Source organism: Novosphingobium capsulatum NBRC 12533 (genome assembly GCF_001598375.1).
In the GTDB taxonomy this organism is placed as follows: Bacteria; Pseudomonadota; Alphaproteobacteria; order Sphingomonadales; family Sphingomonadaceae; genus Novosphingobium; species Novosphingobium capsulatum.
On the sequence record NZ_BCYV01000008.1, the window covers coordinates 122836 to 143619 of the forward strand.

The 20784-nt window shown below is 65.9% G+C and carries 21 protein-coding genes; 10 read left to right on the top strand and 11 right to left on the bottom strand.

Going from position 1 to position 20784, the window contains the following annotated elements; translation table 11 throughout:
• Window positions 1–11: 11 nt before the first annotated feature.
• From SCA01S_RS07535 to SCA01S_RS07565, 7 genes are all read right to left on the bottom strand, one after another.
• Complete coding sequence (locus tag SCA01S_RS07535) at window positions 12–701, bottom strand: response regulator (protein ID WP_062784472.1); 690 nt, start codon at window positions 699–701, stop codon at window positions 12–14.
• The gene (locus SCA01S_RS07540) at window positions 698–3355 is read right to left on the bottom strand and encodes a DUF4118 domain-containing protein (protein WP_062784474.1); all 2658 of its coding nucleotides are present in this window, start codon (window positions 3353–3355) and stop codon (window positions 698–700) included. Before SCA01S_RS07540 ends, SCA01S_RS07535 begins: the two co-directional genes overlap by 4 nt.
• Window positions 3355–3966 (bottom strand): potassium-transporting ATPase subunit KdpC, encoded by a 612-nt coding sequence (gene kdpC / locus SCA01S_RS07545; RefSeq protein WP_062784476.1) that lies wholly within the window; start codon window positions 3964–3966, stop codon window positions 3355–3357. Before kdpC ends, SCA01S_RS07540 begins: the two co-directional genes overlap by 1 nt.
• A gap of 12 nt (window positions 3967–3978) precedes the next feature.
• Complete coding sequence (gene kdpB, locus SCA01S_RS07550) at window positions 3979–5976, bottom strand: potassium-transporting ATPase subunit KdpB (RefSeq protein ID WP_062784478.1); 1998 nt, start codon at window positions 5974–5976, stop codon at window positions 3979–3981.
• 29 nt (window positions 5977–6005) lie between these two features.
• Window positions 6006–7721: a potassium-transporting ATPase subunit KdpA gene (gene kdpA / locus SCA01S_RS07555; RefSeq protein WP_062784480.1), complete on the bottom strand. Its 1716-nt coding sequence runs from the start codon at window positions 7719–7721 to the stop codon at window positions 6006–6008.
• Between the two features lie 13 nt (window positions 7722–7734).
• Window positions 7735–7824: a K(+)-transporting ATPase subunit F gene (gene kdpF, locus SCA01S_RS07560; RefSeq protein WP_022675158.1), complete on the bottom strand. Its 90-nt coding sequence runs from the start codon at window positions 7822–7824 to the stop codon at window positions 7735–7737.
• 123 nt (window positions 7825–7947) lie between these two features.
• On the bottom strand, window positions 7948–8226 hold the full coding sequence (locus tag SCA01S_RS07565; RefSeq protein WP_157088888.1) for a hypothetical protein: 279 nt from the start codon (window positions 8224–8226) through the stop codon (window positions 7948–7950).
• Between the two features lie 166 nt (window positions 8227–8392).
• Between SCA01S_RS07565 and SCA01S_RS07570 the strand changes: the two genes are divergently transcribed.
• Window positions 8393–9022 (top strand): DUF1826 domain-containing protein, encoded by a 630-nt coding sequence (locus SCA01S_RS07570; protein WP_062784484.1) that lies wholly within the window; start codon window positions 8393–8395, stop codon window positions 9020–9022.
• Here SCA01S_RS07570 and SCA01S_RS07575 read toward each other — a convergent pair.
• A complete protein-coding gene (locus tag SCA01S_RS07575) occupies window positions 8998–9966 on the bottom strand; it encodes a bile acid:sodium symporter family protein (RefSeq protein WP_054131270.1) in 969 nt (322 codons plus the stop codon). The genes SCA01S_RS07570 and SCA01S_RS07575 overlap by 25 nt on opposite strands.
• A 129-nt stretch (window positions 9967–10095) precedes the next feature.
• On the opposite strand from SCA01S_RS07575, the gene SCA01S_RS07580 reads away from it, so the two are divergent.
• On the top strand, window positions 10096–10956 hold the full coding sequence (locus tag SCA01S_RS07580; RefSeq protein WP_054131159.1) for a LysR substrate-binding domain-containing protein: 861 nt from the start codon (window positions 10096–10098) through the stop codon (window positions 10954–10956).
• Here SCA01S_RS07580 and SCA01S_RS07585 read toward each other — a convergent pair.
• Window positions 10920–11864, bottom strand: coding sequence for a LysR family transcriptional regulator (locus SCA01S_RS07585; RefSeq protein WP_062784486.1), 945 nt, complete (start codon window positions 11862–11864; stop codon window positions 10920–10922). The two genes, SCA01S_RS07580 and SCA01S_RS07585, sit on opposite strands and share 37 nt — an antisense overlap.
• 118 nt (window positions 11865–11982) lie before the next feature.
• On the opposite strand from SCA01S_RS07585, the gene SCA01S_RS07590 reads away from it, so the two are divergent.
• The 5 genes from SCA01S_RS07590 to aguB all read left to right on the top strand — a co-directional run bounded on the left by SCA01S_RS07590 (window position 11983) and on the right by aguB (window position 15637).
• Entirely contained in the window at window positions 11983–12681 is a 699-nt protein-coding gene (locus SCA01S_RS07590) for a pirin family protein (protein WP_022675355.1), read from the top strand.
• Window positions 12682–12774: 93 nt separating this feature from the next.
• On the top strand, window positions 12775–13215 hold the full coding sequence (locus SCA01S_RS07595; RefSeq protein WP_062784488.1) for an OsmC family protein: 441 nt from the start codon (window positions 12775–12777) through the stop codon (window positions 13213–13215).
• 43 nt (window positions 13216–13258) lie between these two features.
• Window positions 13259–13579, top strand: coding sequence for a hypothetical protein (locus SCA01S_RS07600; RefSeq protein WP_022675353.1), 321 nt, complete (start codon window positions 13259–13261; stop codon window positions 13577–13579).
• Window positions 13580–13724: 145 nt separating this feature from the next.
• Window positions 13725–14786 carry an agmatine deiminase family protein gene (locus tag SCA01S_RS07605; protein ID WP_216655926.1) on the top strand — a complete coding sequence of 354 codons (1062 nt, stop codon included), beginning with the start codon at window positions 13725–13727 and terminating at the stop codon, window positions 14784–14786.
• On the top strand, window positions 14774–15637 hold the full coding sequence (gene aguB / locus SCA01S_RS07610; RefSeq protein WP_062784490.1) for an N-carbamoylputrescine amidase: 864 nt from the start codon (window positions 14774–14776) through the stop codon (window positions 15635–15637). The genes SCA01S_RS07605 and aguB overlap by 13 nt, the downstream gene beginning before the upstream one ends.
• Here the strand turns inward: aguB and SCA01S_RS07615 are convergent.
• Window positions 15634–16104: an Lrp/AsnC family transcriptional regulator gene (locus tag SCA01S_RS07615; protein WP_062784492.1), complete on the bottom strand. Its 471-nt coding sequence runs from the start codon at window positions 16102–16104 to the stop codon at window positions 15634–15636. The genes aguB and SCA01S_RS07615 overlap by 4 nt on opposite strands.
• Before the next feature lie 189 nt (window positions 16105–16293).
• Here SCA01S_RS07615 and phhA point away from each other — a divergent pair, with 189 nt between their 5' ends.
• Together phhA and SCA01S_RS07625 are read left to right on the top strand one after the other, a co-directional pair.
• Window positions 16294–17160: a phenylalanine 4-monooxygenase gene (phhA, locus tag SCA01S_RS07620; RefSeq protein ID WP_022675349.1), complete on the top strand. Its 867-nt coding sequence runs from the start codon at window positions 16294–16296 to the stop codon at window positions 17158–17160.
• Between the two features lie 9 nt (window positions 17161–17169).
• On the top strand, window positions 17170–17472 hold the full coding sequence (locus SCA01S_RS07625) for a 4a-hydroxytetrahydrobiopterin dehydratase (RefSeq protein ID WP_062784494.1): 303 nt from the start codon (window positions 17170–17172) through the stop codon (window positions 17470–17472).
• Here the strand turns inward: SCA01S_RS07625 and SCA01S_RS22135 are convergent.
• Window positions 17453–17731, bottom strand: a complete 279-nt coding sequence (locus tag SCA01S_RS22135) for a hypothetical protein (RefSeq protein WP_157088889.1) — start codon at window positions 17729–17731, stop codon at window positions 17453–17455. The two genes, SCA01S_RS07625 and SCA01S_RS22135, sit on opposite strands and share 20 nt — an antisense overlap.
• A 30-nt stretch (window positions 17732–17761) precedes the next feature.
• On the opposite strand from SCA01S_RS22135, the gene SCA01S_RS07630 reads away from it, so the two are divergent.
• Window positions 17762–20779 (top strand): TonB-dependent receptor, encoded by a 3018-nt coding sequence (locus tag SCA01S_RS07630; protein WP_062784496.1) that lies wholly within the window; start codon window positions 17762–17764, stop codon window positions 20777–20779.
• Window positions 20780–20784 lie beyond the last annotated feature (5 nt).

The following is a 20784-nucleotide window of genomic DNA, read 5'->3' on the forward strand; positions in this document are numbered from 1 at the left end:
CGGTGTGCAAGCTAGGCGGTAATCAGGCGATAGCCCACGCCCGGCTCGTTGCGGATCATGCTCGCTTCAACGTCACCGTCCTCCAGCTTGCGGCGCACCCCACGCACGGCGACGCGCAGGTATTCCACATCGTGTTCATGCGCTGCCCCCCACACCGCACGCAGCAGCGCGGCATGCGATACGACCCGGCCGGGATGACGGCACAGCTGCGCCAGAAAGCCGTATTCCTTGGGCGTCAGATGCACTTCCACCCCATCGCGCAGCACGCGGCGGGCCGCCAAATCCACCGTTACGGCGCCAACCTGGACCACCGGCTCTTCCGCCACGCGGTTGAGCCGCGTGCGCAGGGCCACGCGGATGCGCGCGTGGACTTCGTCGGTGTCGAACGGCTTGGTGACATAATCATCAGCGCCCAGATCGAGCGCGGCGACCTTTTCATCGGTGGCGTCGCGCGCCGAAACGATCAGCAGTGCTGCGCCCGTGGCCTTGACCAGCGGGATAAGTTCCAGCCCGTCGCGATCGGGCAGGCCCAGATCGAGCAGCACCAGATCGGGCTTGTCGATCGCTAGCGCCGCCAGGGCAGCGCGGGCATCGGCCGCCTCGATCACCTCGTGCCCGGCGCGGGCCAGGCTGCCGCGCAGCAGGCGGCGGATGGCGGGTTCATCGTCCACCACCAGGACGCGGGTGGCAAGGCTGCTCATTCGGCGCTGATCTTTCGCAACTGGCTTTCCGAGAAATGCAGGGTGAAGCGGGCGCCGGGGCGATCGCTGCGGTTGGCGGCGCTGACATCGATGCCCATGGCGCGGGCAAAGCCCCTGACGATGGCCAGGCCCAGGCCGGTGCCGCCCTTGCGATCGGAGCCTTCCACTCTTGTGAAAACTTCGAATATGCGAAGCGACATGCCCGGCGGTAGTCCGGGGCCTTCGTCCAGCACCAGCAGGTCCAGCCCATCGGCGCGGCGCTGGGCCGACAGAATGATCGCCCCTTCCTCTCCGCCATGGCGCACCGCGTTTTCTATCAGGTTGATCAGGCAGTGGTGGAACAGGCGCGGATCGACCATCACCAGCGGCAGATCGGGGGCGATATCCATGGTCACGGCGCGGGTGCCAAGCGTGCGGCGCAGATCGTGCACGGCGCTGGCCACGGCCTCGGCCAGGTCCACAGCCTCGGGCCGAAGGGCGATTGCGCCGGCCTCGATCCGCACCATGTCGAGCAGGTTGGCGATGAAGCGTTGCAACCGTTCCGCCTCGGCCCGGGCAGTGGCAAGGATCGGCACTTGCTCGGGATTGGCGGGCGTGAGTTCGCGCAGCGTGCCGACCACGGCGGTGAGCGGGGTGCGCAGATCGTGGCTGATCGAAGACAGCAGCGCGGCGCGCAACCGGTCGCGCTCTTCCAGCTGGCGCACGCCGGCCATGTCATGCTCTAGCCGGATGCGTTCGAGCGCGAGGCCGGCCTGGTCTGCCAGGCTGCCCAGCAGCGGGAGGCGATCGCTGCGCACCGGGGCGCTGGCATCGCCCCGCGCCAGGCCGAGCACCGCGAGCGGCGCGCCGCCGGCCGAAAGCGGGGTAAACAGCCATTCCGACGCAGTGAGCGTGCCCGACCCGCGCCCGGCCGGCTGCGCGCGATCAAACGCCCATTGCGCCGCGGCGAAATCGAGCACTTCCAGCCGGTGCTCGGGCGGAAAGGCGGCGGCTACGGCCAGCTTGCCGTCTTCGGGCAGCAGCATGAGGGCATGCGCATCGAGCAGGCGGGATGCTTCGGCACAGAGCACGCGGCCCAGTTCCTCGGCCGTGGTCACCCCGGTGAGCAACCGCGCAAAACCAGCGAGCGCCGCGCTGGTGCGGGCACTGGCGCCAGCCAGCAAAGCCTGCTGCCGCAGTCGCGCGGCCAACTGGCTGCTGACCGCCGCCACTGCCACCAGCACCAGCACGGTGATGATGTTCTGCGGGTCGGCGATCGTGAACGTGCCGGTCGGCGGAATGAAGAAGAAGTTGTAGGCGAGCGAGGCAACTAGGCCGGTGATCACCCCGGTGGCCAGGCCATAGCGCGTGGCGGCGAGCATCACCGGCAGGAAATAGAGCAGCGCCACGTTGGTGATCGGCGCGGCGGCAAACAGCAGGCGGCCCAGTGCGGTAACCAGCGCCGTGGCGCCCATGGCCGGCACCAGGCCACGCAGCAACGGCCCCCAGCCCCAGGCCGCGATCGGCGCGCGGTCCAGTGCGATCCGCGCCTGCGCGCCATGGGCCACGGGCACCTGCTGCAGGGCAAGATCGGGCAAGCGCCGCGCCAAGGTATCGACCGTAAGCCGGCGTTGCCAGGCAAAGCGGCGCGGGCGCGGCGCGCCAACCACCAGCAGGGTGGCGCGGGTATCGGCAGCGGCCTGTTGCAGGCCATCGACCACCCCTGCGGCGGGCAACGCCAGAACCTGGCCGCCAAGCTGGGTGGCCAAGTGCATGGCTTCGGCCAAGCGCGTATTGGCCTGCGCGCTGCGTTCGCCCGGTGTTTCGATGTGCACCGCTGTCCATGGCGCGCGCAGGGCATCAGCCAGGCGGCGCCCGGCGCGCACCACGTCGCTGGCCGCATCATGACTGCCCACTGCCACCAGCACGCGATCGGCGGTGGCCCAGGTGCCGGCGAGCGCCTGGGCGCGGACGTCATCGAGCATCTGCGCATCAACCGCCTGGGCCGCGCGGCGCAGCACGAGTTCGCGCAGGGCGGAAAGATTGGAGCGGGAAAAGAAGTGATGCAGCGCGCGCGCCGCTTCGTGCGGGACATAGACCTTGCCCGCGCGCAACCGCTCGATCAGTTCATCGGGCGGGGTATCGACCACCTCGATCTCGGCCCGGTCGAGCAGGCGATCGGGCACGGTTTCGCGCACCCGCACATGGGTGAACGAAGCGACGACATCGTTGAGGCTTTCAAGATGCTGGATGTTGAGCGTGGACCACACGTCGATCCCGGCAGCGAGGATTTCCTCGACATCCTGCCAGCGCTTGTCGTGCCGGCTGCCCGGCGCGTTGGCATGGGCGAGTTCGTCCACCAGCACGAGCGCGGGCTTGCGCTCGAGAATGGCGTCAAGGTCCATTTCCAGCAGGGTATGGCCGCGATGGGCCACTTCCCGGCGCGGCAGCACCGAGAGCGGGCGCAGCCGTGCCTCGGTCTCCACCCGACCATGGGTTTCGACCACGCCCACCACCACGTCCACCCCGGCGCGGGCCTGGCCCAGCGCGTCGTCGAGCATTTCGCAGGTCTTGCCAACGCCAGGAGCCGCCCCAAGGAAAACCTTGAGGCGGCCTGAGGTTTCCTGCTCGGCAAGGCGCAGCAGGGCTTCGGGATCGGGGCGTGCCGGCGTCATCAATGCCCTTGTGCGCGCGCCGACGTGGCTTCGTCCAGTGCCCTGTTGAGCGCCAGGACATTGACCCGCGGTTCGCCCAGCAGGCCCAGCAGCGGCTGCTCCACCTGCGCCTCTACCAGTGCATGCACCTTTTCCGGGGCCAGGCTGCGGGCGGCGGCCACGCGGTTTACCTGGGAAAAGGCTGCCTCGGGGCTGATATGGGGGTCAAGCCCCGAGGCAGAGGTAGTCACCAGGTCAGGCGGAACGGGAGAGCCTGGTGAAGAGGCGGCAAAGTCCTTGACCGCGCCGGCCACGCGATCGTGCAAGGTTTGCGAGAACGGCGCGAGGTTGGACCCGGCAGAGGCCGAGGCATCGTAACCATTGCTACCCGCCGCCGAGGGCCGGCCGTGGAAGTAGCGGGCGCTGGTAAAGGCCTGGCCGATCAGGTCAGAGCCGATGACCTGGCCGTGGTCGGTGATCAGGCTGCCATTGGCGGCCCAGGGAAAGGCGGCCTGGGCCACGGCGGTGATGGCGGCGGGGTATGCCAGGCCAAGCAGGCCGGCAAACAGCCCGGTCATCATCAGCGAGGGACGCACCGCAGCGACGAGTTCCCGATTGATTACAGATGACATGAGCGAAATCCCTTAGGCAAGATGCAGAGCGGCGACGAGCATATCGATCGCCTTGATTCCGACGAACGGCGCGATGAGCCCACCCACGCCAAAGACCGCGAGATTGCGGGCCAGGAGCGCGCCAGCCCCCACCGGGCGATAGCGCACGCCCTTGAGCGCCAGCGGCACCAGCGCAGGAATGATCAGGGCGTTGAACATGATCGCCGACAGGATCGCGCTTTGCGGGGTGGCAAGGTGCATCACGTTGAGCACCGAGAGCTGCGGATAGAGCACCAGGAACATCGCCGGGATAATGGCGAAGTACTTGGCCACGTCATTCGCCACCGAGAACGTGGTGAGTGCGCCGCGCGTCATCAGCAACTGCTTGCCCAGCCCGACGATCTCGATCAGCTTGGTCGGATCGCTGTCAAGGTCAACCATGTTGCCCGCTTCGCGCGCAGCCTGGGTGCCGGTGTTCATCGCCACGCCCACGTCGGCCTGGGCCAGGGCGGGCGCATCGTTGGTGCCATCGCCGCACATCGCCACCAGGCGGCCGCCCTGCTGCTCGCGCCGGATCAGCGCCAGCTTGTCTTCGGGCGTTGCCTCGGCCAGGAAATCGTCGACGCCGGATTCAGCGGCAATGGCAGCGGCGGTTAGCGGATTGTCACCCGTGATCATCACGGTGCGGATGCCCATCTTGCGCAGTTCGGCAAAGCGTTCGCGGATGCCGGCCTTGATCACGTCCTTGAGCGCGACGATCCCCAGCAGCGTGCCGTTTTCAGCAACCGCCAGGGGGGTCTGCCCCTGGCGCGCGACGTCTTCGGCAATGCGGCGCAGCTCGGCAGCCGCCGTGCCACGGGCGGCATCGGGAACGCTGCGCAGGATTGCATCGACTGCGCCTTTGGTCACGACGTGGCCGTTGTTATCAAGGCCGGAAATGCGGGTCTGGGCGGTAAACGGAATGACTTCGGCACCGGCGGGCACTTCCGGCACTTCAAGGCTGTGCGCCTCCTGCGCCAGGCGCAGGATCGAGCGGCCTTCGGGCGTTTCATCGGCCAGGCTGGCCATAAGCGCAGCGCGCGCCAGGGTGGCCGGCGCCGTGCCCGTCAGGGGCAGGAAGTTGCTGGCCTGGCGATCGCCAACAGTGATCGTGCCGGTCTTGTCGAGCAGCAGCACGTCGATATCGCCGGCCGCTTCCACCGCGCGGCCCGACTTGGCGAGCACGTTGAACTGCACCAGGCGGTCCATCCCGGCGATGCCGATGGCCGAAAGCAGTGCGGCGATCGTCGTCGGGATCAGGGTGATCAGCAGCGCGGCCAGCACCGCCACGGGGATCTGGCCCCCGGCATAGCGGGCAAATGCCGGAATGGTGGCGACCGCGATCAGGAAGATGATCGTGAGGCCGACGAGCAGGATGGTGAGCGCGATCTCGTTCGGGGTCTTCTGGCGCTGGGCGCCTTCGACCAGGGCGATCATGCGATCGAGAAAGCCCTGCCCGGCTTCCTGCGTCACCCGCACGGTGATCTCGTCAGAGAGCACGCGGGTGCCGGCGGTGACGGCCGAACGGTCGCCACCGGCTTCGCGGATCACCGGCGCGCTTTCGCCGGTGATGGCCGCTTCGTTGACCGAGGCGACGCCGGCGATGACTTCACCATCGGCGGGGATCAGCTCGCCAGCGGCGACCATGACGACCGCGCCCTTTTGGAGGGTGGCGGCCGAAACCTTGCTGCCATCGGGCAGGCGGGCCACCAGGTCTGACCGCGTGGCGCGCAGCGAGGCGGCCTGGGCGCGGCCGCGCCCTTCGGCCAGGCTTTCGGCAAAGGTGCCGAACAGCACTGTCAGCCACAGCCAGACGATCAGCTGGATCTGAAAGCCCAGCGACAGGCCGGTGTGACCCACGAAGAGCAGCACGGTAAGCAGCAGCGCGACGACGGCGGTGGTGAACAGCACGGGGTTGCGCACCAGCTGGGCGGGATGCAGCTTGCGCAGCGCGCCACCCAGCGCCGGTACGACCAGTTCGGCCGAAAACATCGAGGTAGGTTGGGACACGGCAGGTATCCTCAGTAAAGCAGGCCGGCAGCGCCGGTGAGATGATCGGCCACCGGGCCAAGCGCGAGCGAAGGCAGGAAGGTAAGGCCACCGACGATCAGGATCGTGGCGACCAGCAGGCCAATCCACAGGCCACCCGTGGTCGGGAACGAACCCGGCCCGGCCGGCGTGTGCTTGCGGCTGGCAAGGCTGCCGGCAATCGCCAGCACCGGGATCACGACCAGGAAGCGGCCAAGCCACATCGCCACGCCCAGCAGGCCGTTGTAGAACGGGGTGCCGGCAGTCAGCCCGGCAAAGGCCGAACCGTTGTTGGCCGTGGCCGAAGTGAAGGCATAAAGGATTTCGGAAAAGCCATGCGGCCCCTTGGCCAGCGGCCCGGCAAGGCCCGCCGGCAGCACCACGGCCACCGCAGTAAGCCCCAGGATGCACAGCGGCAGGATGACAATGGCGAGCACCGCCAGCTTCACCTCGCGCGCTTCCACCTTCTTGCCCACGTATTCCGGGGTGCGGCCCACCATGAGCCCGGCGAGGAACACCGCGAGCACGGCAAAGAGCAGGAAGCCATAGATGCCCGAACCCACGCCACCGATGACGATTTCACCCAGTTGCATGTTGAACAGCGGAACCAGGCCACCGAGCGCAGTGAAACTGTCGTGCATGGCGTTGACCGCCCCGCACGAAGCTGCCGTGGTCACGGCCGCGAACAGCGCGCTGGCCGCCGCGCCAAAGCGCACTTCCTTGCCTTCCATATTGGCGCCCATCACGCCCAGGTGATGCAGCATCGGGTTGCCGGCAGCTTCACGCCACCACGCGAACGAGGCACCGGCCACGAACAGCAGCAGCATGGCCCACAGGATCGCCCAGCCCTGGCGCGTGTTGCCCACGGCCTTGCCGAACGTGTAGGTCAGCCCGGCGCCCAGCGCGAAGATCGACAGCATCTGGACGAAATCGACCAGCGCGGTGGGGTTTTCAAAGGGATGGGCCGAGTTGGCATTGTAGAAGCCGCCACCGTTGGTGCCGAGCATCTTGATCGCTTCCTGCGAGGCGACCGGACCCACCACGATGGCCTGGTGCGCGCCTTCCAGCGTCTTGGCATCAATCAGGCTGGCAAAGGTCTGCGGCACGCCGCTGGCCACCAGATAGAGTGCATAGACGATGCACGCCGGCAGCAGGACATAGAGCGTCACGCGGGTGAGATCGGCCCAGAAGTTGCCCAAGTGGCGCGTTTCGGCGCGGGCAAAGCCACGGAACAGGGCAAAGGCCACGGCGATGCCGGTGGCTGCCGAGAGGAAGTTGTGAATGGTGAGGCCAAGCATCTGCGACAGGTTCGACAGCACCGTTTCACCGGCATACCACTGCCAGTTGGTGTTGGTGACGAAGGCAATCGCGGTGTTCATCGCCCCGTCGGGCGACAGGCCGGCAAGGCCGCGCGGGTTCATCGGCAAGCTGCCCTGCAGCCGCAGCACGGCGTAGGTAAAGATCACCGTGACGACCTGGAACAGCATCAGGTGCACGGCATATTGCCGCCAGTCCTGCTCCTGGTTCGGGTTGATGCCGGCGACACGGTAGAAGGCGCGCTCGACCGGGCCGAGCACGCGGTGCAGCGGCGTGGTGCGGCCTTCATAGACGGCAAACAGCCAGAGGCCGAATGGCTTGGCCATCAGGGCGACCAGCGCGGTGAATACCAGGATCAGGCCAAAGCCCGACGCAAGGGTGGCAGATGTCATTGCACGGCCCCCATCAGAAACGTTCGGGCCGCAGAAGCACGGCCACGAGATAGACAAGCAGGCCCGCCGCGACGAGCGCAGCGAGCATTTCGGGAATGGTCATCGGAGTGTTCCTCAGGCCCCGTGGTGCCGGAGCCAAAGCTTCAGGCCTTGTCGCACAGGGCAACGGCGGCGAGCGTGATACCGAACAGGCCGGCAAGGATGGCCAGCCAGACTAGATCAGTCATTATGCGCGATCCTTTCGCGACACGGGCAGCCAGGCGCGCGGCGGGCGCGGCTGCAACCGGAACAGGCCAGCCCCGCCGATGCCCAGGCCCAGCCCGGCCCAGAGCGCGGCCACGATCAGCAGCGCGACGAGCAGCGCCAGCGGGCCGGGATGGCCGTTTTCCGCGTGTTCAACCTGGGCCAGGCCCCGGGCAAGCAAGGGGACGGCGGCCAACGCGGCCAGCCCTGCGAGGCGCAACCCCATATCGCGTCCGCGCGGCCCCACAGATCGATAGTCCATGATCAGCTCCTTGGCTGTGAGATGGCGTCGATGTGGGCCTTGTGGCCGTTAAGGTTCCACGGCGCGGTGCGCGCAGGGCATAAGGATTCCGTAAAGACCGCCTGGCTTGACCGTGGCACGCTTTGGCGTCAATGTAATGGTATCACATTACATTTAACGAGATGCCATGACCACCTCCCTGCCCCGCCATCCCGCCATCGCCTGCGCTCCATGCGAAGCGGTGCTGGCACAGATTCACCAGCCCGCGGTGCAGCTCGCCCTGTGGCAGCGGCCCCGCCCGGCAGCGCTGGCCTGGCTAGACGGGATCGACCTTGCCACGATTGCCGATATCGACTGCTGGATCGATACACCGTTTCAGGCACATGCGGTGGGCAAGCAGTTGCATGCCGCCGGATTTCCTATGCAACCGGCCACTAGTGCACTGGCCAGCGACATTGTGCGGCAGCTGCGCAGTTTTGCCGCGATCACGCAAAGCCCGCGCCTGCGGCTGCGCCTTGATGTGGTGGAAACCGATGCCTGCCGCCGCTTTCACATGGACTATGTCAGCGTGCGGTTGCTGCTGCCGCTGGTTGGCCCCGGCACGCAGTGGATCATGGCCGATGCGCCGCCCCACGGCCCGGTGCAGCAGCTACAGCCGGGCCACGTTGGCCTGTTCAAGGGGCGGCTGGCGGCGGCAGAGCCGGCAGTGCTTCACCGCTCTCCGCCGATCGCTGGCACGGGGCAGCGGCGGCTGTTGCTGGTGCTCGACCCACTGGATCAGACCGCCAATGATCAGCTTTCCGGCCGGGCGGCATAGCGCCGCGCCAGGGTGGCGCAGACGAACAGCTGCGCCTGGTGGAATAGCATCAGCGGCAGGACAATGAGGCTGACGGCGTGGCCGGCGAACAGGATCGTCGCCATAGGGATGCCGCTCGCCATGCTCTTCTTCGATCCGCAGAACACGATGGTAATCTCGTCTTCGGTGTTGAAGCCCAGCTTGCGGCTGGCAAGCGTGGTGGCGACAATGACCAGTGCCAGGATCAGCAGATCGAGCACCAGCACGATCAGCAGGTCGACCGGAGCCAGACGGGTCCACACACCCGCCACCATGCCTGCGCTGAACGCGGCATAGACCACCAGCAGGATCGACCCGCGATCGACATAGCTGACGATCCTCTTGTGGCTGGCCAGCCAATCGCCGATGAACGGCCGCGCCACCTGCCCGGCCACGAAGGGCAGCAGGATCTGCATGGCGATGGTTTCCAGCGAATGGGCGGAAAAGCCGCCGCTGGCCGAGGTGGGCAGCAGCAGCGCGGTGAGCACCGGGGTGAGCGCCACGCCGACGAGGTTGGACAGCGACGCACTGCACAGCGCCGCCGGCACATTGCCCCGCGCGATCGAGGTGAAGGCGATCGACGATTGCACGGTCGACGGCAGCACGCACAGGAACAGCAGGCCCACGGCAATATCGGGCGCGACCAGCCCGCCGATGAGGTGGACGACGCCAAGCCCGATCAGCGGAAACAGCGCGAAGGTGCTGGCGAAGACCAGCGCCTGCAGCCGCCAATGGGCCATGCCCTGCCACACCGCCTGGGGCGCCAGCCGCGCGCCATAGAGAAAGAACAGCAGCGCAACAGCAGCGGTCACCGCCACATCGGCCACGGCGACCCCGGCGCCATGCGCAGGAAACACCGCCGCAATCGCGATCGTGCCGATCAGCAGCAGCAGATAGGGATCGATCAGAGTGCGCAGCTTGCCCATGGGCGGCGTGTCCTTGCCAAAAATGTCAGCCTGCACCTAGGGCTCTGCGTGGCCATGCACAATCATGATCATCGCGATAACAGTCATTCACCATCTTGATAGCAGGCGATACTGTGGCATGATGGCCCGATGATCGGACCTGACCTGCTGCGCGCGTTTGTCACCGTCGCCGAATGCGGCAGCTTTACCGGTGCAGCCCGGACGCTGGGCACGCGGCAATCCACGGTGAGCCAGCAGATCCGCCGGCTGGAGGAACTGGCCGGGCGGCGTCTTCTGGCGCGCGACACGCATCGCGTGGCGCTCTCGGCCGAAGGGGAAGCGTTTCTCGACCATGCCCGCCGCGTGCTCGATGCCCATGGCCGGATGGATGCCCACCTGTCCGGCCTGCGCCTTCGCGGCCAATTGCGCTTTGGTGCGTGCGAGGATTTCGTGCTGTCGGCCCTGCCCGATGTCTTGGCGCAGTTTTCGCGGCGCCATCCCGATGTCGACGTGGCATTGACCGTGGCGCTGAGCGAAACGCTCTATGACCAGTTCGATGCTGGCGGGCTGGACATCATGTTCGTGAAGAAGCGCTCCGGCGAGCGGCGTGGGGTGACCGCCTGGCGCGAGACGGTCGGCTGGGTCGCCTCGCCCGATTTCCGGCTCGATCCGGGCGACGCCGTGCCGCTGCTGCTCTATCCGCCGCCCAGCGTGACCCGCGCGCTGGCGCTCGATACGCTGGATCGCGTGCGCGCACCCTGGCGCGTGGCGTTTACCAGCGGCTCGTTGAGCGGGCTGACCGCGGCGGCGCGGGCCGGGCTTGGCGTGATGCCGCACTCGCTGCGCCTGGTGCCGCAAGGGCTGGCGCCGCTGCGCCCGCCCGGCACCTTGCCCGAGCTACCGGCAATCGAATTTGCCGTGATCGCGCCGGGTGGCCACAACCTGGCCGCAGAAGCGCTGACCGCCGCGATCCTTCACTGGGCGGGCGGCACGGGCGCCGTTGCCACCTGACCGACCGACCACGGCGCACGCGAAAGGTGGCGGGCGAGGAAATCGATCAGCACGCGCACCCGTGCCGGGCGCTGGCTGCCCGGCGGCGTTACGAGATGCAGCGCGATATCAGGGATGCGCCATTCCGGCATTACCTCGACCAGGCGGCCGGCGGCCATGTCTTCCCACACCATGAAATCGGGTTGCAGCGCCAGCCCTTGGCCTGCCAGCAGCGCCGGCGCCAGCGCATCGGCATTGTTGGCGCCAAGCCGGCCCTTGACCGTCACGACATAATCCCCTTCCACCGCGTGGTGGAAGCGCCAGGATTCCGGCGCATCGAGATTGGTGTAGAGCAGCCCGACATGCCGCGACAGATCGCGCGGATGGGTGGGCGTGCCATGCGCCGCAAGATAGGACGGCGCCGCGACCAGCGGCCGGCGCACCGCACACAGCCGCCGCGCCCGTAGCGAGCTATCATCCAGCCCGGCAATGCGCAGCACCACGTCGTGCCCGCCGCCCACGACATCGACCCGCGCGTCCGACAGATCGAGATCGAGGCCCACGTGCGGGTAAGCCTCCAGGAATTGCGGCAAGAGCGGTGCGACATGGCGCAGGCCAAAGCCCATGGGCACGGCCAGGCGCACCAGACCGCGCGGCACATCGCCTTCCGCACCTGCTTGCGCCTCGGCCGCTTCGCCATCGGCCAGGATGCGCCGCGCCCGATCGAGCACGCCGCGCCCGCTTTCGGTCAGCGCCAGGCGGCGGCTGGTGCGGTGGAGCAGCGGCACGCCCAGCCGCGCTTCCAGCCGGGTCACCGCCTTGGACACCGTGGGCTTGGACAAGCCCAGGGCATCGGCGGCCGCGGCGAACGAACCGGTATCGACCACTTTGGCAAAGATCGCCCAGGCTTCGAGATCAGGCAAAGACATTATGAAATTTCCTTCACCGATGCTTTTCCATCATTGCCATTTCTTTGCAAGTGAGAAAGCCTAGTTTGGCCCCAACGGCTGAACGGCACCGAACGCCGCCAGCCACTGGAGACAAGCCATGATCGAACTGCGCCCCTTTTCTGGCATCGGCCGCGCCAACCACGGCTGGCTCGATGCAGCCCACCACTTCTCTTTCGCCGACTACTATGAACCGACGCGGATGGCGTGGGGCAACCTGCGCGTGTGGAACGATGATACCATCGCGGCCAAGAGCGGCTTTCCGCCCCATCCCCACCGCGACATGGAAATCATCACCTATGTGCGCGAAGGCGCGATCACCCATCGCGACAACCTGGGCAACCAGGGCCGCACCGCCGCTGGCGACGTGCAGGTGATGAGCGCAGGCACCGGGATCACCCATGCCGAATACAACCTGGAAGACGAAACCACCCGCATCTTCCAGATCTGGATCATGCCCACCCGCCAGGGTGAGCAGCCGAGCTGGGGTGCACGCCAGTTTCCCAAGGCCGAACGCTCGGGCGAGCTGGTGGTCCTGGCCAGCGGCTATGCCGAAGACAAGGACGCGCTGCCGATCCGCACCGAAGCGCGCCTGGTGGCCGCAACGCTGCTGGCCGGGCAGAGCGTGGACTATGTCCTGGGCGCAGAGCGCAAGGGCTATCTGGTGCCGGCCACCGGCAAGATCACGGTGAACGGCGTGACGGCCGACGCGCGCGATGGCCTGGCCATTGCCGATGTCGACACGATCACCATCTCGGCGCTGGAAGACAGCGAAATCGTGCTGGTCGACACGCTGTGATGGCCTGACGCCGGCAATTGACCAACGGGGCGGCCGCAAGGCGCGGCGGCCGCCCCCATCCTCCCAGGCGCGCCGATCGAAAGGTTCACGGCCATGACCCAAGCCAACACCCCCGCCCATGTGCCCCATGCCAGCGCCACCAGCACCGGCGCGGGCACGTTCCAGTCTCGCCTGGCGATCGGCGGGCGCGAAGGGCAGGACGATATCCTGGCCGATGAACCGGTGGCGCTGGGCGGATTGGGCACTGGCCCGACACCCTATGATCTGCTGTGCGCCGCGCTGGCCACCTGCACCACGATGACCCTGCGCTTTTATGCCGGGCGCAAGGGCTGGGACATTGGCGCAGTCCACACCGTGGTCACCCATGCCCGCGTTGCCGGGCAGACCCCGCCCGACCAGTTTTCCCGCGCCATCACGCTTGACCCCTCGCTGGAACCAGCGGTTCGTGACGAGTTGCTCGGCATCGCCAACCGCTGCCCGGTGCACAAGACGCTGACGCAGGGTGCCACGGTAGCCACTGTCCTGGCTGCCTGAGCGGCTGCCCTTCCCCATCCCCCGTTTTGCAAGAGGTCTTGCCATGGTTCCCGCCACTGTCACCCCCGCGCTTTCTCGCCAGGATTGGCTGGCCGCCCACGTTGGCGCGCACGATGCCGACACGATCGGTTGCCGCGCCCCGGCCATGCCCGATCACGCCAAAACCCGCCTGCAACGCTGGATGACCCGCCTGTTCGGCGACAATGCCCCGATGCCGCTGGCCGATCCACGCCTGGAGGCCGTGCGCCGCTTTGCCTGCGCCACCCGCGCCGGCCGGCTGCCCGATGGCACGCTGATCGGCGAGTTGCACCAGCGCGGGCTGGACGATGCCGAACTGGCCGCGATCGCCCGCTTTGCTGCGTGAATGGCTCGGCGCGTGAGGTCAGGTGAACGCTTTTCATCAAAAGCGTGAAAAGGTCGCGTTTGGCAAGCCGGGAACCACAAGCCATGATCAGCCACGCCCGCCCGATTAAGGCAGGGGCATGCATCATTGGCAAAAGGCAAATCCCATGCGGCTGGACCTGTCGCCCTATCTTTCGCAAAAATTCCTCATGCCAGCGGAAACCGAGCAGCACAGCGCGTGCTGGATGGCCTGGCCGGTACGGACCGCGTTGTGGGGCGATCGCCTCGCCGCCGCCCAAGCAGATTTTGCCACGGTGGCGCGTGCCATCGCCCGCTTCGAACCGGTGCATATGGTGTGCCGCGAGCAGGACGTTACGGCCGTGCGCGAACAGTGCGGCGATGCCGTCACGCCATTCATCGCGCCGATCGATGACAGCTGGATGCGCGATTCCGGGCCGACGTTCGTGCGGGGCAGCAAGGGCGGCCTCGCCGTGGTCAACTGGGCGTTCAACGCCTGGGGGCGCAAATACCACCCCTATGCCGCCGATGCCGCGCTCAAGCGCCGGATGGCCGAGCAACTTGGCCTGCCGCTGGTCACCTGTCCCCTGACTGCCGAAGGGGGCGCGATCCTGTCTGACGGCGAAGGCACGGTGATCACCACCGAAAGCTGCCTGCTGCACGCCAACCGCAATCTGGGGCTCACCCGTGCCCAGGTCGAGGCGGAACTGCTCGCCGCGCTGGGTGCGGAAAAGATCGTGTGGTTGCCGGGCGACGCGGCCGAAGTGGAAACCGATGGCCATGTCGATTGCCTGGCGGCCGTCGTACGGCCCGGCGTGGTGATGATGGAAGATCCGGCGACGGCCAGCGGTGCCCGCGCCGAGACGCTGGCGGCCAACCGCGCCGCTCTGTTGGCGCAGCGCGACGCGCGGGGGCGGCCCTTTGCGATCATCGATCTTCCCGCCGCGCCCACGATCGATCCGCGCGATGCCCGGCACCAGCCTTCTTATGTCAACTTCTACATTGCCAATGGCGCGGTGATCATGCCCGGCCATGGCGTGCCGCAAGACGAAGCGGCGCGCGCTGCCGTGGCCGCCGCATTTCCCGATCGTGCCGTGGTTCAGCTGGTGTTGCCGGCCCTGCCCTATGGCGGCGGCTCGATCCACTGCATCACCCAGCACCAGCCCGCACCGCATTTCCTGCCCGATGGAGCCCAGCCATGCGCCCAGTGACCGTTGCCGCCACCCAGTTTGCCTGCACCTGGGATCTTGCCGCCAATCTCGATCGCGCCGAAATGCTGGTGCGCGAGGCGGCTGCGCAGGGCGCCCAGGTCGTCCTGCTGCAGGAACTGTTCGAAGCGCCCTACTTCTGCGCCGACGAACGGCCCGATCACTTCGCGCTGGCCCGCCCCTGGGCCGGCAACCCGGTGATCGCCCGCTTTGCCGATCTGGCGGCCGAGCTGGGCGTGGTGCTGCCGATCAGCTTTTTCGAAAGCGTTGGCGCGGCGCACTTCAACACCCTGGCGATGATCGATGCCGATGGCACCGAACTGGGGCTATATCGCAAGAGCCACATTCCCCAGGGGCCAGGCTATCGCGAAAAGTACTTCTTTGCCCCGGGCGATACCGGGTTCCAGGTGTGGGACACCGCCTTCGGCCGCATCGGCGCCGGCATCTGCTGGGACCAGTGGTTTCCCGAATGCGCGCGCGCTCTGGCCTTGCAAGGCGCCGAACTGATCCTTTACCCAACAGCGATCGGCAGCGAGCCGGCCTTCCCCGGCTATGACAGCCAGCCACACTGGCAGCGTGTGATGCAGGGGCATGCCGGCGCCAACATGGTGCCCGTCATCGCGTCAAACCGGGTTGGCTTTGAAACGAACCAGGACGGTGACATCACCTTCTACGGCTCGTCCTTCATCGCCGACCAGTTCGGCGCCGTGGTAGCCCAGGCCCCGCGCCAGGGTGAGGCGGTGATCACCGCCAGCTTCGACCTGGACGAAATTGCCCCGCAGCGTGCCGGCTGGGGCCTGTTCCGCGATCGCCGGCCAGAACTCTATGGCGTGATCGGCACCTACGGCGGCTAAACCGGCAATTGCGTGGTGGCCTTGATCCGCTTGAGCGCAAAGTGCGAGGCGGACGTGGCCACCGCCGGGTGGCGCAGCAGGGCATGCATCAGGAAATGCTCGTATTGCGCCATATCGCGCACCACGATGCGCAGCTGATAGTCCCATTCGCCCGACATCGACAGGCATTCGAGCACTTCATCGCGATCCAGCACGAATTGCTCGAAACTGCCACGGGCCTGTGCGTCATGGGCCTTCATCCGCACCTGGCAGACGGCATCGAGCGCCAGCCCCAGCGCAGCTGGATCGAGCAGGCGTACTGCGGGCCCCAGCACCCCGGCCTCTTCCAGCGCCTTGAGCCGGCGCCAGCACGATGCGGGCGAGGTTCCCACCGCCTCGGCCAGGGCGGCGTGGCTGAGATCGGCCTGGCGTTGCACGGCCTGAAGCAGGCGGCGATCGAGAGCGTCAAGGGCAAGGGGGACGGTCATGACGTCTCTCATGGGGTTGCGAACGACAGAGGGAAGCAGCGAATCAAAAGGCAATTTGTGCATTGCCGCGAAAATCGTGAACCATTCATACCAGCATCATGGCACAAAACGATACAGATCATTCACCCTCGGGCGATCGACCTCGCATTCTGAAACGACTTTCCAGATCGCCTGCGACACACTGCGCGGATGGCCAGCGATCTTCCCCTCACGCCGCCCCCTGGTGCTGCCGCCGATTGGACAGTGCCGCAGGACTGGGCCAGCTACACGCCGGCCGACCATGCCACGTGGGACACCCTGTTCCGCCGCCAGGTGGAAATGCTGCACGATCGCGCGGCGCCGGAATTCCTGGCCGGGCTGGACATCCTGCGCCTGTCACGCCCCGGCATTCCCGATTTTGCCGAACTGTCAGAGCGGCTCTATCAGGCCACGGGCTGGGAAGTGGTGGCCGTGCCGGGGCTGGTTCCCGATGCGGTATTCTTCGATCACCTCGCCAACCGCCGCTTCGTGGCCGGGCGCTTCATCCGCCGGCCCGATCAGCTGGACTACCTGTCCGAACCCGACGTATTCCACGATGTCTTTGGCCATGTGCCGCTGCTCGCTGATCCGGTCTTTGCCGATTACATGCAGGCCTATGGCCAAGGCGGGCTGCGGGCGCAGGGCATGGACGCCCTCGTCAACCTGGCACGGCTCTATTGGTATACCGTGGAATTCGGGCTGTTGCGCACGCCGCACGGGCTTCGCATCTATGGCGCGGGGATCGTGTCCTCGCATGGGGAAAGCGTGTTCGCGCTGGATGACCCCTCGCCCAACCGACTGGGTTTCGATCTGTCCCGCCTGCTGCGCACGGACTATCGCATCGATACCTATCAGCAGAGCTATTTCGTAATCGACAGCTTTGCCGATCTGCTCGACCAGACGCGCAACACCGATTTCGCGCCGCTCTATGCCGCTGTCGCCGATCTGCCCACGCTTGCCCCCGACGCGGTGATCCCGCAGGATCGGGTATTGCACCACGGCACGCAGGCCTATGCCCGGCGCATGCCCGCTGCCTGAAGGAACGCCATGCCCGAAACCAAATCCATCGCCGCCCTTGGAGAAGCCGAACTGGCACAAGCCCTGGTGCTGTTGCCGCACTGGCAGCATGACCGGGCGCGCGCCGCACTGTACCGCCGGGTCGTCATGCCCGATTTTCCTGCGGCTATGGCATTCATGGTGCAAGTCGGCTTTGCCGCCGAGCGGATGGACCATCACCCGGAATGGAGCAATGTCTACAACCGGGTGGACATCTGGCTGACCACGCACGACGCGGGCGGCATTTCGACGCGTGACGTGGCCCTGGCCGGAATCATCGACGCCCTGATCTGAATTCCGCGACGCTGGCGTAACGGCCCATCACCCCCGGAAGTGATTCCGGGGGTTTTTTCGTGTGCGGCATGGCCTGGCCGCCCTGCTCGTCGCCACGGCATTGCTGCAACCGCGTTGTCGAGAAGCCATCACCATGCGCCTTCAAATAACTGGCGAAATTGGATTTTTTGAAAGGCGTTTTGGTAACGTTCAGAAAACGTTTGACGCAAAGAGCATTCACGGGCAATTTGATAAAACAAAATTGTTTAATCGTAGGCAAGACCTACAATCTTCAGGAGAGGACATTTCGATGCGATCGTTTGCGTCTCGTTCCCGCGTGCTGCGTTACGCGGTATCGGCCATCGCACTGGCAAACCCGGTCCTTGCCACGGCCCAGACCGCTGAAAATCCTACCACTGACAGCGCTGCCGGAACGCCCGAACAGGCGATTATCGTTACCGGCATTCGCGCCTCGGTCGCCCGCGCGATCGACGTGAAGCGCAACAGCGCCAGCGTGGTCGATGCCATTTCCGCGCAGGATATCGGCAAGCTGCCCGACGTGACGATTTCCGACTCGCTTCAGCGCATTCCGGGCGTGCAGATCCGCCGCGACGCCGGCGAAGGTGCCAGCGTGAACGTGCGCGGCCTGCCCCAGGTGCAGACGCTGCTCAACGGCGAAGCCTATCTCGGCGCGAACTCGATCACGTCGGTCCAGCCCAACTTCACCGACATCCCGTCGCAGCTGTTTTCGGGCGCGAACGTCATCAAGTCGCCCACTGGCACGCTGCTCGCTTCGGGCATCAGCGGCACGATCGACCTGCTCACGCGCCGTCCGTTCGATTTCAAGTCGGGCCTTTCGGGCGCTGCGGCTGTCGAAGGTTCCTATGGCGACAAGGCCAAGAAGTGGAACCCGCAGGTCAATGGCCTGCTCGCCTGGCGCAACGATGACGTCGGCTTCCTGGTTTCGGCATCCTATGCCAAGGTCGATCTGTCCAACTCGTATTCGGGCATCCAGCGCGATTACGGCGGCCGCCTCGCCAATGAATCGATTGGCGATGCCACCGGCTACGGCGGCTTCCGCTTTGACGATCCCAATCGCGGCACCTCGATCTACAACAACGGCCTGCTCACCGGCGTGGACGTGAACGGCGATGGCGATGCCAACGATACCTATTTCTCGCCCCAGGCCCACACCGGCTGGAACCGCATCACCACGCGTGAGCGCTTCGGCCTTAACGGCTCGTTCCAGGCGCATCTGAACGACAAGCTCGACCTGGTTGCCGACGGGTTCTACACCAAGCAGACGCAGTATGATCGCACCGCTGGTTTCCAGTTCCAGGCGGTGAACTGGCAGGCGGCCGATTTCGTGCCGGGCCACTCGCGCGATACCGGTGTCAAGATCAACGGCTACAACTTCAACGTCGTCGACCAGTACAACTACACGCTGCAGAACTTTGACAGCTATTCCGAAACCGGCCGAACCAAGTCTGACTCGATCAACCTCAACCTTGAACTGCGCTATAACAGCGGGCCGTTCAAGGCGACGCTGCGCGGGCTTTATGGCAAGGCGCACAAGAACTTCGACGACAGCTATTTCCAGCTGAGCCTGTCGAACGGCAAGCAGTGGTTCAATGGCGTGGGCCACTATCCGGCCGCGCTGGGCGGCGATCGCACGTTCAACCCGCTGGGCTACACCTACAACACCCTGCCCGCCTCGATCGACTATCGCGGCGAAATGCCCAATTTCACCCTGCCGAACGCGCTGGCCAGCAACCTGGGGAATCCGGCTGCCTACGGCTTCAAGACCACGTCTTCGGAAAACAACTACCGGTCGAATTCGGATCTCAAGGTGGCGCGCTTTGACGCCAGCTATGAATTTTCGCCCGATGTGTCGTTCGATTTCGGTGCGCGCTATGGCGAGCGTGGTGCAGAAGCCTATTACTTCGATCGTGCCGCGCCGTTCTATGCCGGTCAGGGCGCATCCGATCCCAACGGTTGCTACGTCAAGTGGAAGGCGTTCGACGTTCAGATGAACAGCAGCAGCTGTTCGGCGGGCGATGCCAACGGTTTCTATACCGCGGGCCTGACGCGCCTGGGCAACGACGCGACGATCTCCAAGTACCTCAAGCAGTACACCGTGCCGGCCGGGGGCGTCGGCGCGTTCTACGTGCTCGATCCGCACGCGATGGACGATGCCGCCTCGTTCCAGAACAGCTTCTATCCCGGCAACAAGGAATTCGTCATTCCGGGCCGGTCCTATTCGATCAAGCTCCACCAGAAGTCGGCCTATGGCCAGCTCAACTGGAACACCGAAATCGGTGGCATGGCGCTGCGTGCCAACGCCGGCCTGCGCGTGATCAACACCACCTTCAACGTGCGCCAGAACATCTCGGGTCCGGGCCAGCCCTATGGTCTTCCGGCTGCCGACGTGGGCGATATCTATACCCACCGTTCGTTCACCGACTGGCTGCCGGCGCTCAACGCCTCGCTCGACGTGACCGAAAAGTTCCGCGTGCGCGCTGCGTTCTCCAAGAACATGACGCTGCTTGATCTTGCACAGTGGGGCGGTGGCCTCGATCTCAACTATGCGATCGATACCACGTTCAACCCGCCGATCTTCCGCGTGTCGGGCGGCAATTCCAACGGCAACCCGATGCTCGATCCCTGGCGGTCGACCAACTATGAAGTGTCGTTCGAATATTACCTGAACCGTACCAGCCTGATCAACTTTGGCCTTTATCGCATTGATATCGCCAGCTTTGTGAAGACGGACTCGGTCAAGCGGACGGACCTGCCCGATCTTGACGGCGTGGTGCGCAGCACCGTGTTCATCAACTCGCAGGTGCAGGGTCGCGGCGGCTATCTGCAGGGCATCGAAGCCGGGGCCAAGCTTGGGTTCGATTTCCTGCCCGGCGTGCTCAGCGGCTTTGGCGTCGATCTCAACTACACGCTGTCTGATTCCAACGCCGGGGGCACCAACCTGAACGGGGCCAAGCTGCCGTTCCAGGATAACTCCAAGCACCAAGTCAACGCGGCGCTGTGGTTCGAAAAGTATGGTCTCCAGGCCCGCGTGGCGTGGAACTATCGCTCGGCCCGCGTGGAGCAGACGAACTTTGCCGGCATCGACGGCCTCACGCTGATGCAGGCCCCGACCAACTATGTCGACGCGTCGGTTTCGTATGATATCAACAAGCGTCTGACGATCTATGCCCAGGGCTCCAACCTGACCGGTGAACACGAGCGCTATTACCTCGCGTTCCCCGACCAGAAGGCCTTCAACAACATCTACGAACGCCGCTTCCTGATCGGCGCCCGTACCAAGTTCTAAGTCTA

Coding starts and splice junctions, on each gene's coding strand:
- SCA01S_RS07535 (WP_062784472.1), bottom strand. CDS start 701: ATGAGCAGCCTTGCCACCCGCGTCCTGGTGGTGGACGATGAACCCGCC.
- SCA01S_RS07540 (WP_062784474.1), bottom strand. CDS start 3,355: ATGACGCCGGCACGCCCCGATCCCGAAGCCCTGCTGCGCCTTGCCGAG.
- kdpC (WP_062784476.1), bottom strand. CDS start 3,966: ATGTCATCTGTAATCAATCGGGAACTCGTCGCTGCGGTGCGTCCCTCG.
- kdpB (WP_062784478.1), bottom strand. CDS start 5,976: ATGTTTTCGGCCGAACTGGTCGTACCGGCGCTGGGTGGCGCGCTGCGC.
- kdpA (WP_062784480.1), bottom strand. CDS start 7,721: ATGACATCTGCCACCCTTGCGTCGGGCTTTGGCCTGATCCTGGTATTC.
- kdpF (WP_022675158.1), bottom strand. CDS start 7,824: ATGACCATTCCCGAAATGCTCGCTGCGCTCGTCGCGGCGGGCCTGCTT.
- SCA01S_RS07565 (WP_157088888.1), bottom strand. CDS start 8,226: ATGGACTATCGATCTGTGGGGCCGCGCGGACGCGATATGGGGTTGCGC.
- SCA01S_RS07570 (WP_062784484.1), top strand. CDS start 8,393: ATGACCACCTCCCTGCCCCGCCATCCCGCCATCGCCTGCGCTCCATGC.
- SCA01S_RS07575 (WP_054131270.1), bottom strand. CDS start 9,966: ATGGGCAAGCTGCGCACTCTGATCGATCCCTATCTGCTGCTGCTGATC.
- SCA01S_RS07580 (WP_054131159.1), top strand. CDS start 10,096: ATGATCGGACCTGACCTGCTGCGCGCGTTTGTCACCGTCGCCGAATGC.
- SCA01S_RS07585 (WP_062784486.1), bottom strand. CDS start 11,864: ATGTCTTTGCCTGATCTCGAAGCCTGGGCGATCTTTGCCAAAGTGGTC.
- SCA01S_RS07590 (WP_022675355.1), top strand. CDS start 11,983: ATGATCGAACTGCGCCCCTTTTCTGGCATCGGCCGCGCCAACCACGGC.
- SCA01S_RS07595 (WP_062784488.1), top strand. CDS start 12,775: ATGACCCAAGCCAACACCCCCGCCCATGTGCCCCATGCCAGCGCCACC.
- SCA01S_RS07600 (WP_022675353.1), top strand. CDS start 13,259: ATGGTTCCCGCCACTGTCACCCCCGCGCTTTCTCGCCAGGATTGGCTG.
- SCA01S_RS07605 (WP_216655926.1), top strand. CDS start 13,725: ATGCGGCTGGACCTGTCGCCCTATCTTTCGCAAAAATTCCTCATGCCA.
- aguB (WP_062784490.1), top strand. CDS start 14,774: ATGCGCCCAGTGACCGTTGCCGCCACCCAGTTTGCCTGCACCTGGGAT.
- SCA01S_RS07615 (WP_062784492.1), bottom strand. CDS start 16,104: ATGACCGTCCCCCTTGCCCTTGACGCTCTCGATCGCCGCCTGCTTCAG.
- phhA (WP_022675349.1), top strand. CDS start 16,294: ATGGCCAGCGATCTTCCCCTCACGCCGCCCCCTGGTGCTGCCGCCGAT.
- SCA01S_RS07625 (WP_062784494.1), top strand. CDS start 17,170: ATGCCCGAAACCAAATCCATCGCCGCCCTTGGAGAAGCCGAACTGGCA.
- SCA01S_RS07630 (WP_062784496.1), top strand. CDS start 17,762: ATGCGATCGTTTGCGTCTCGTTCCCGCGTGCTGCGTTACGCGGTATCG.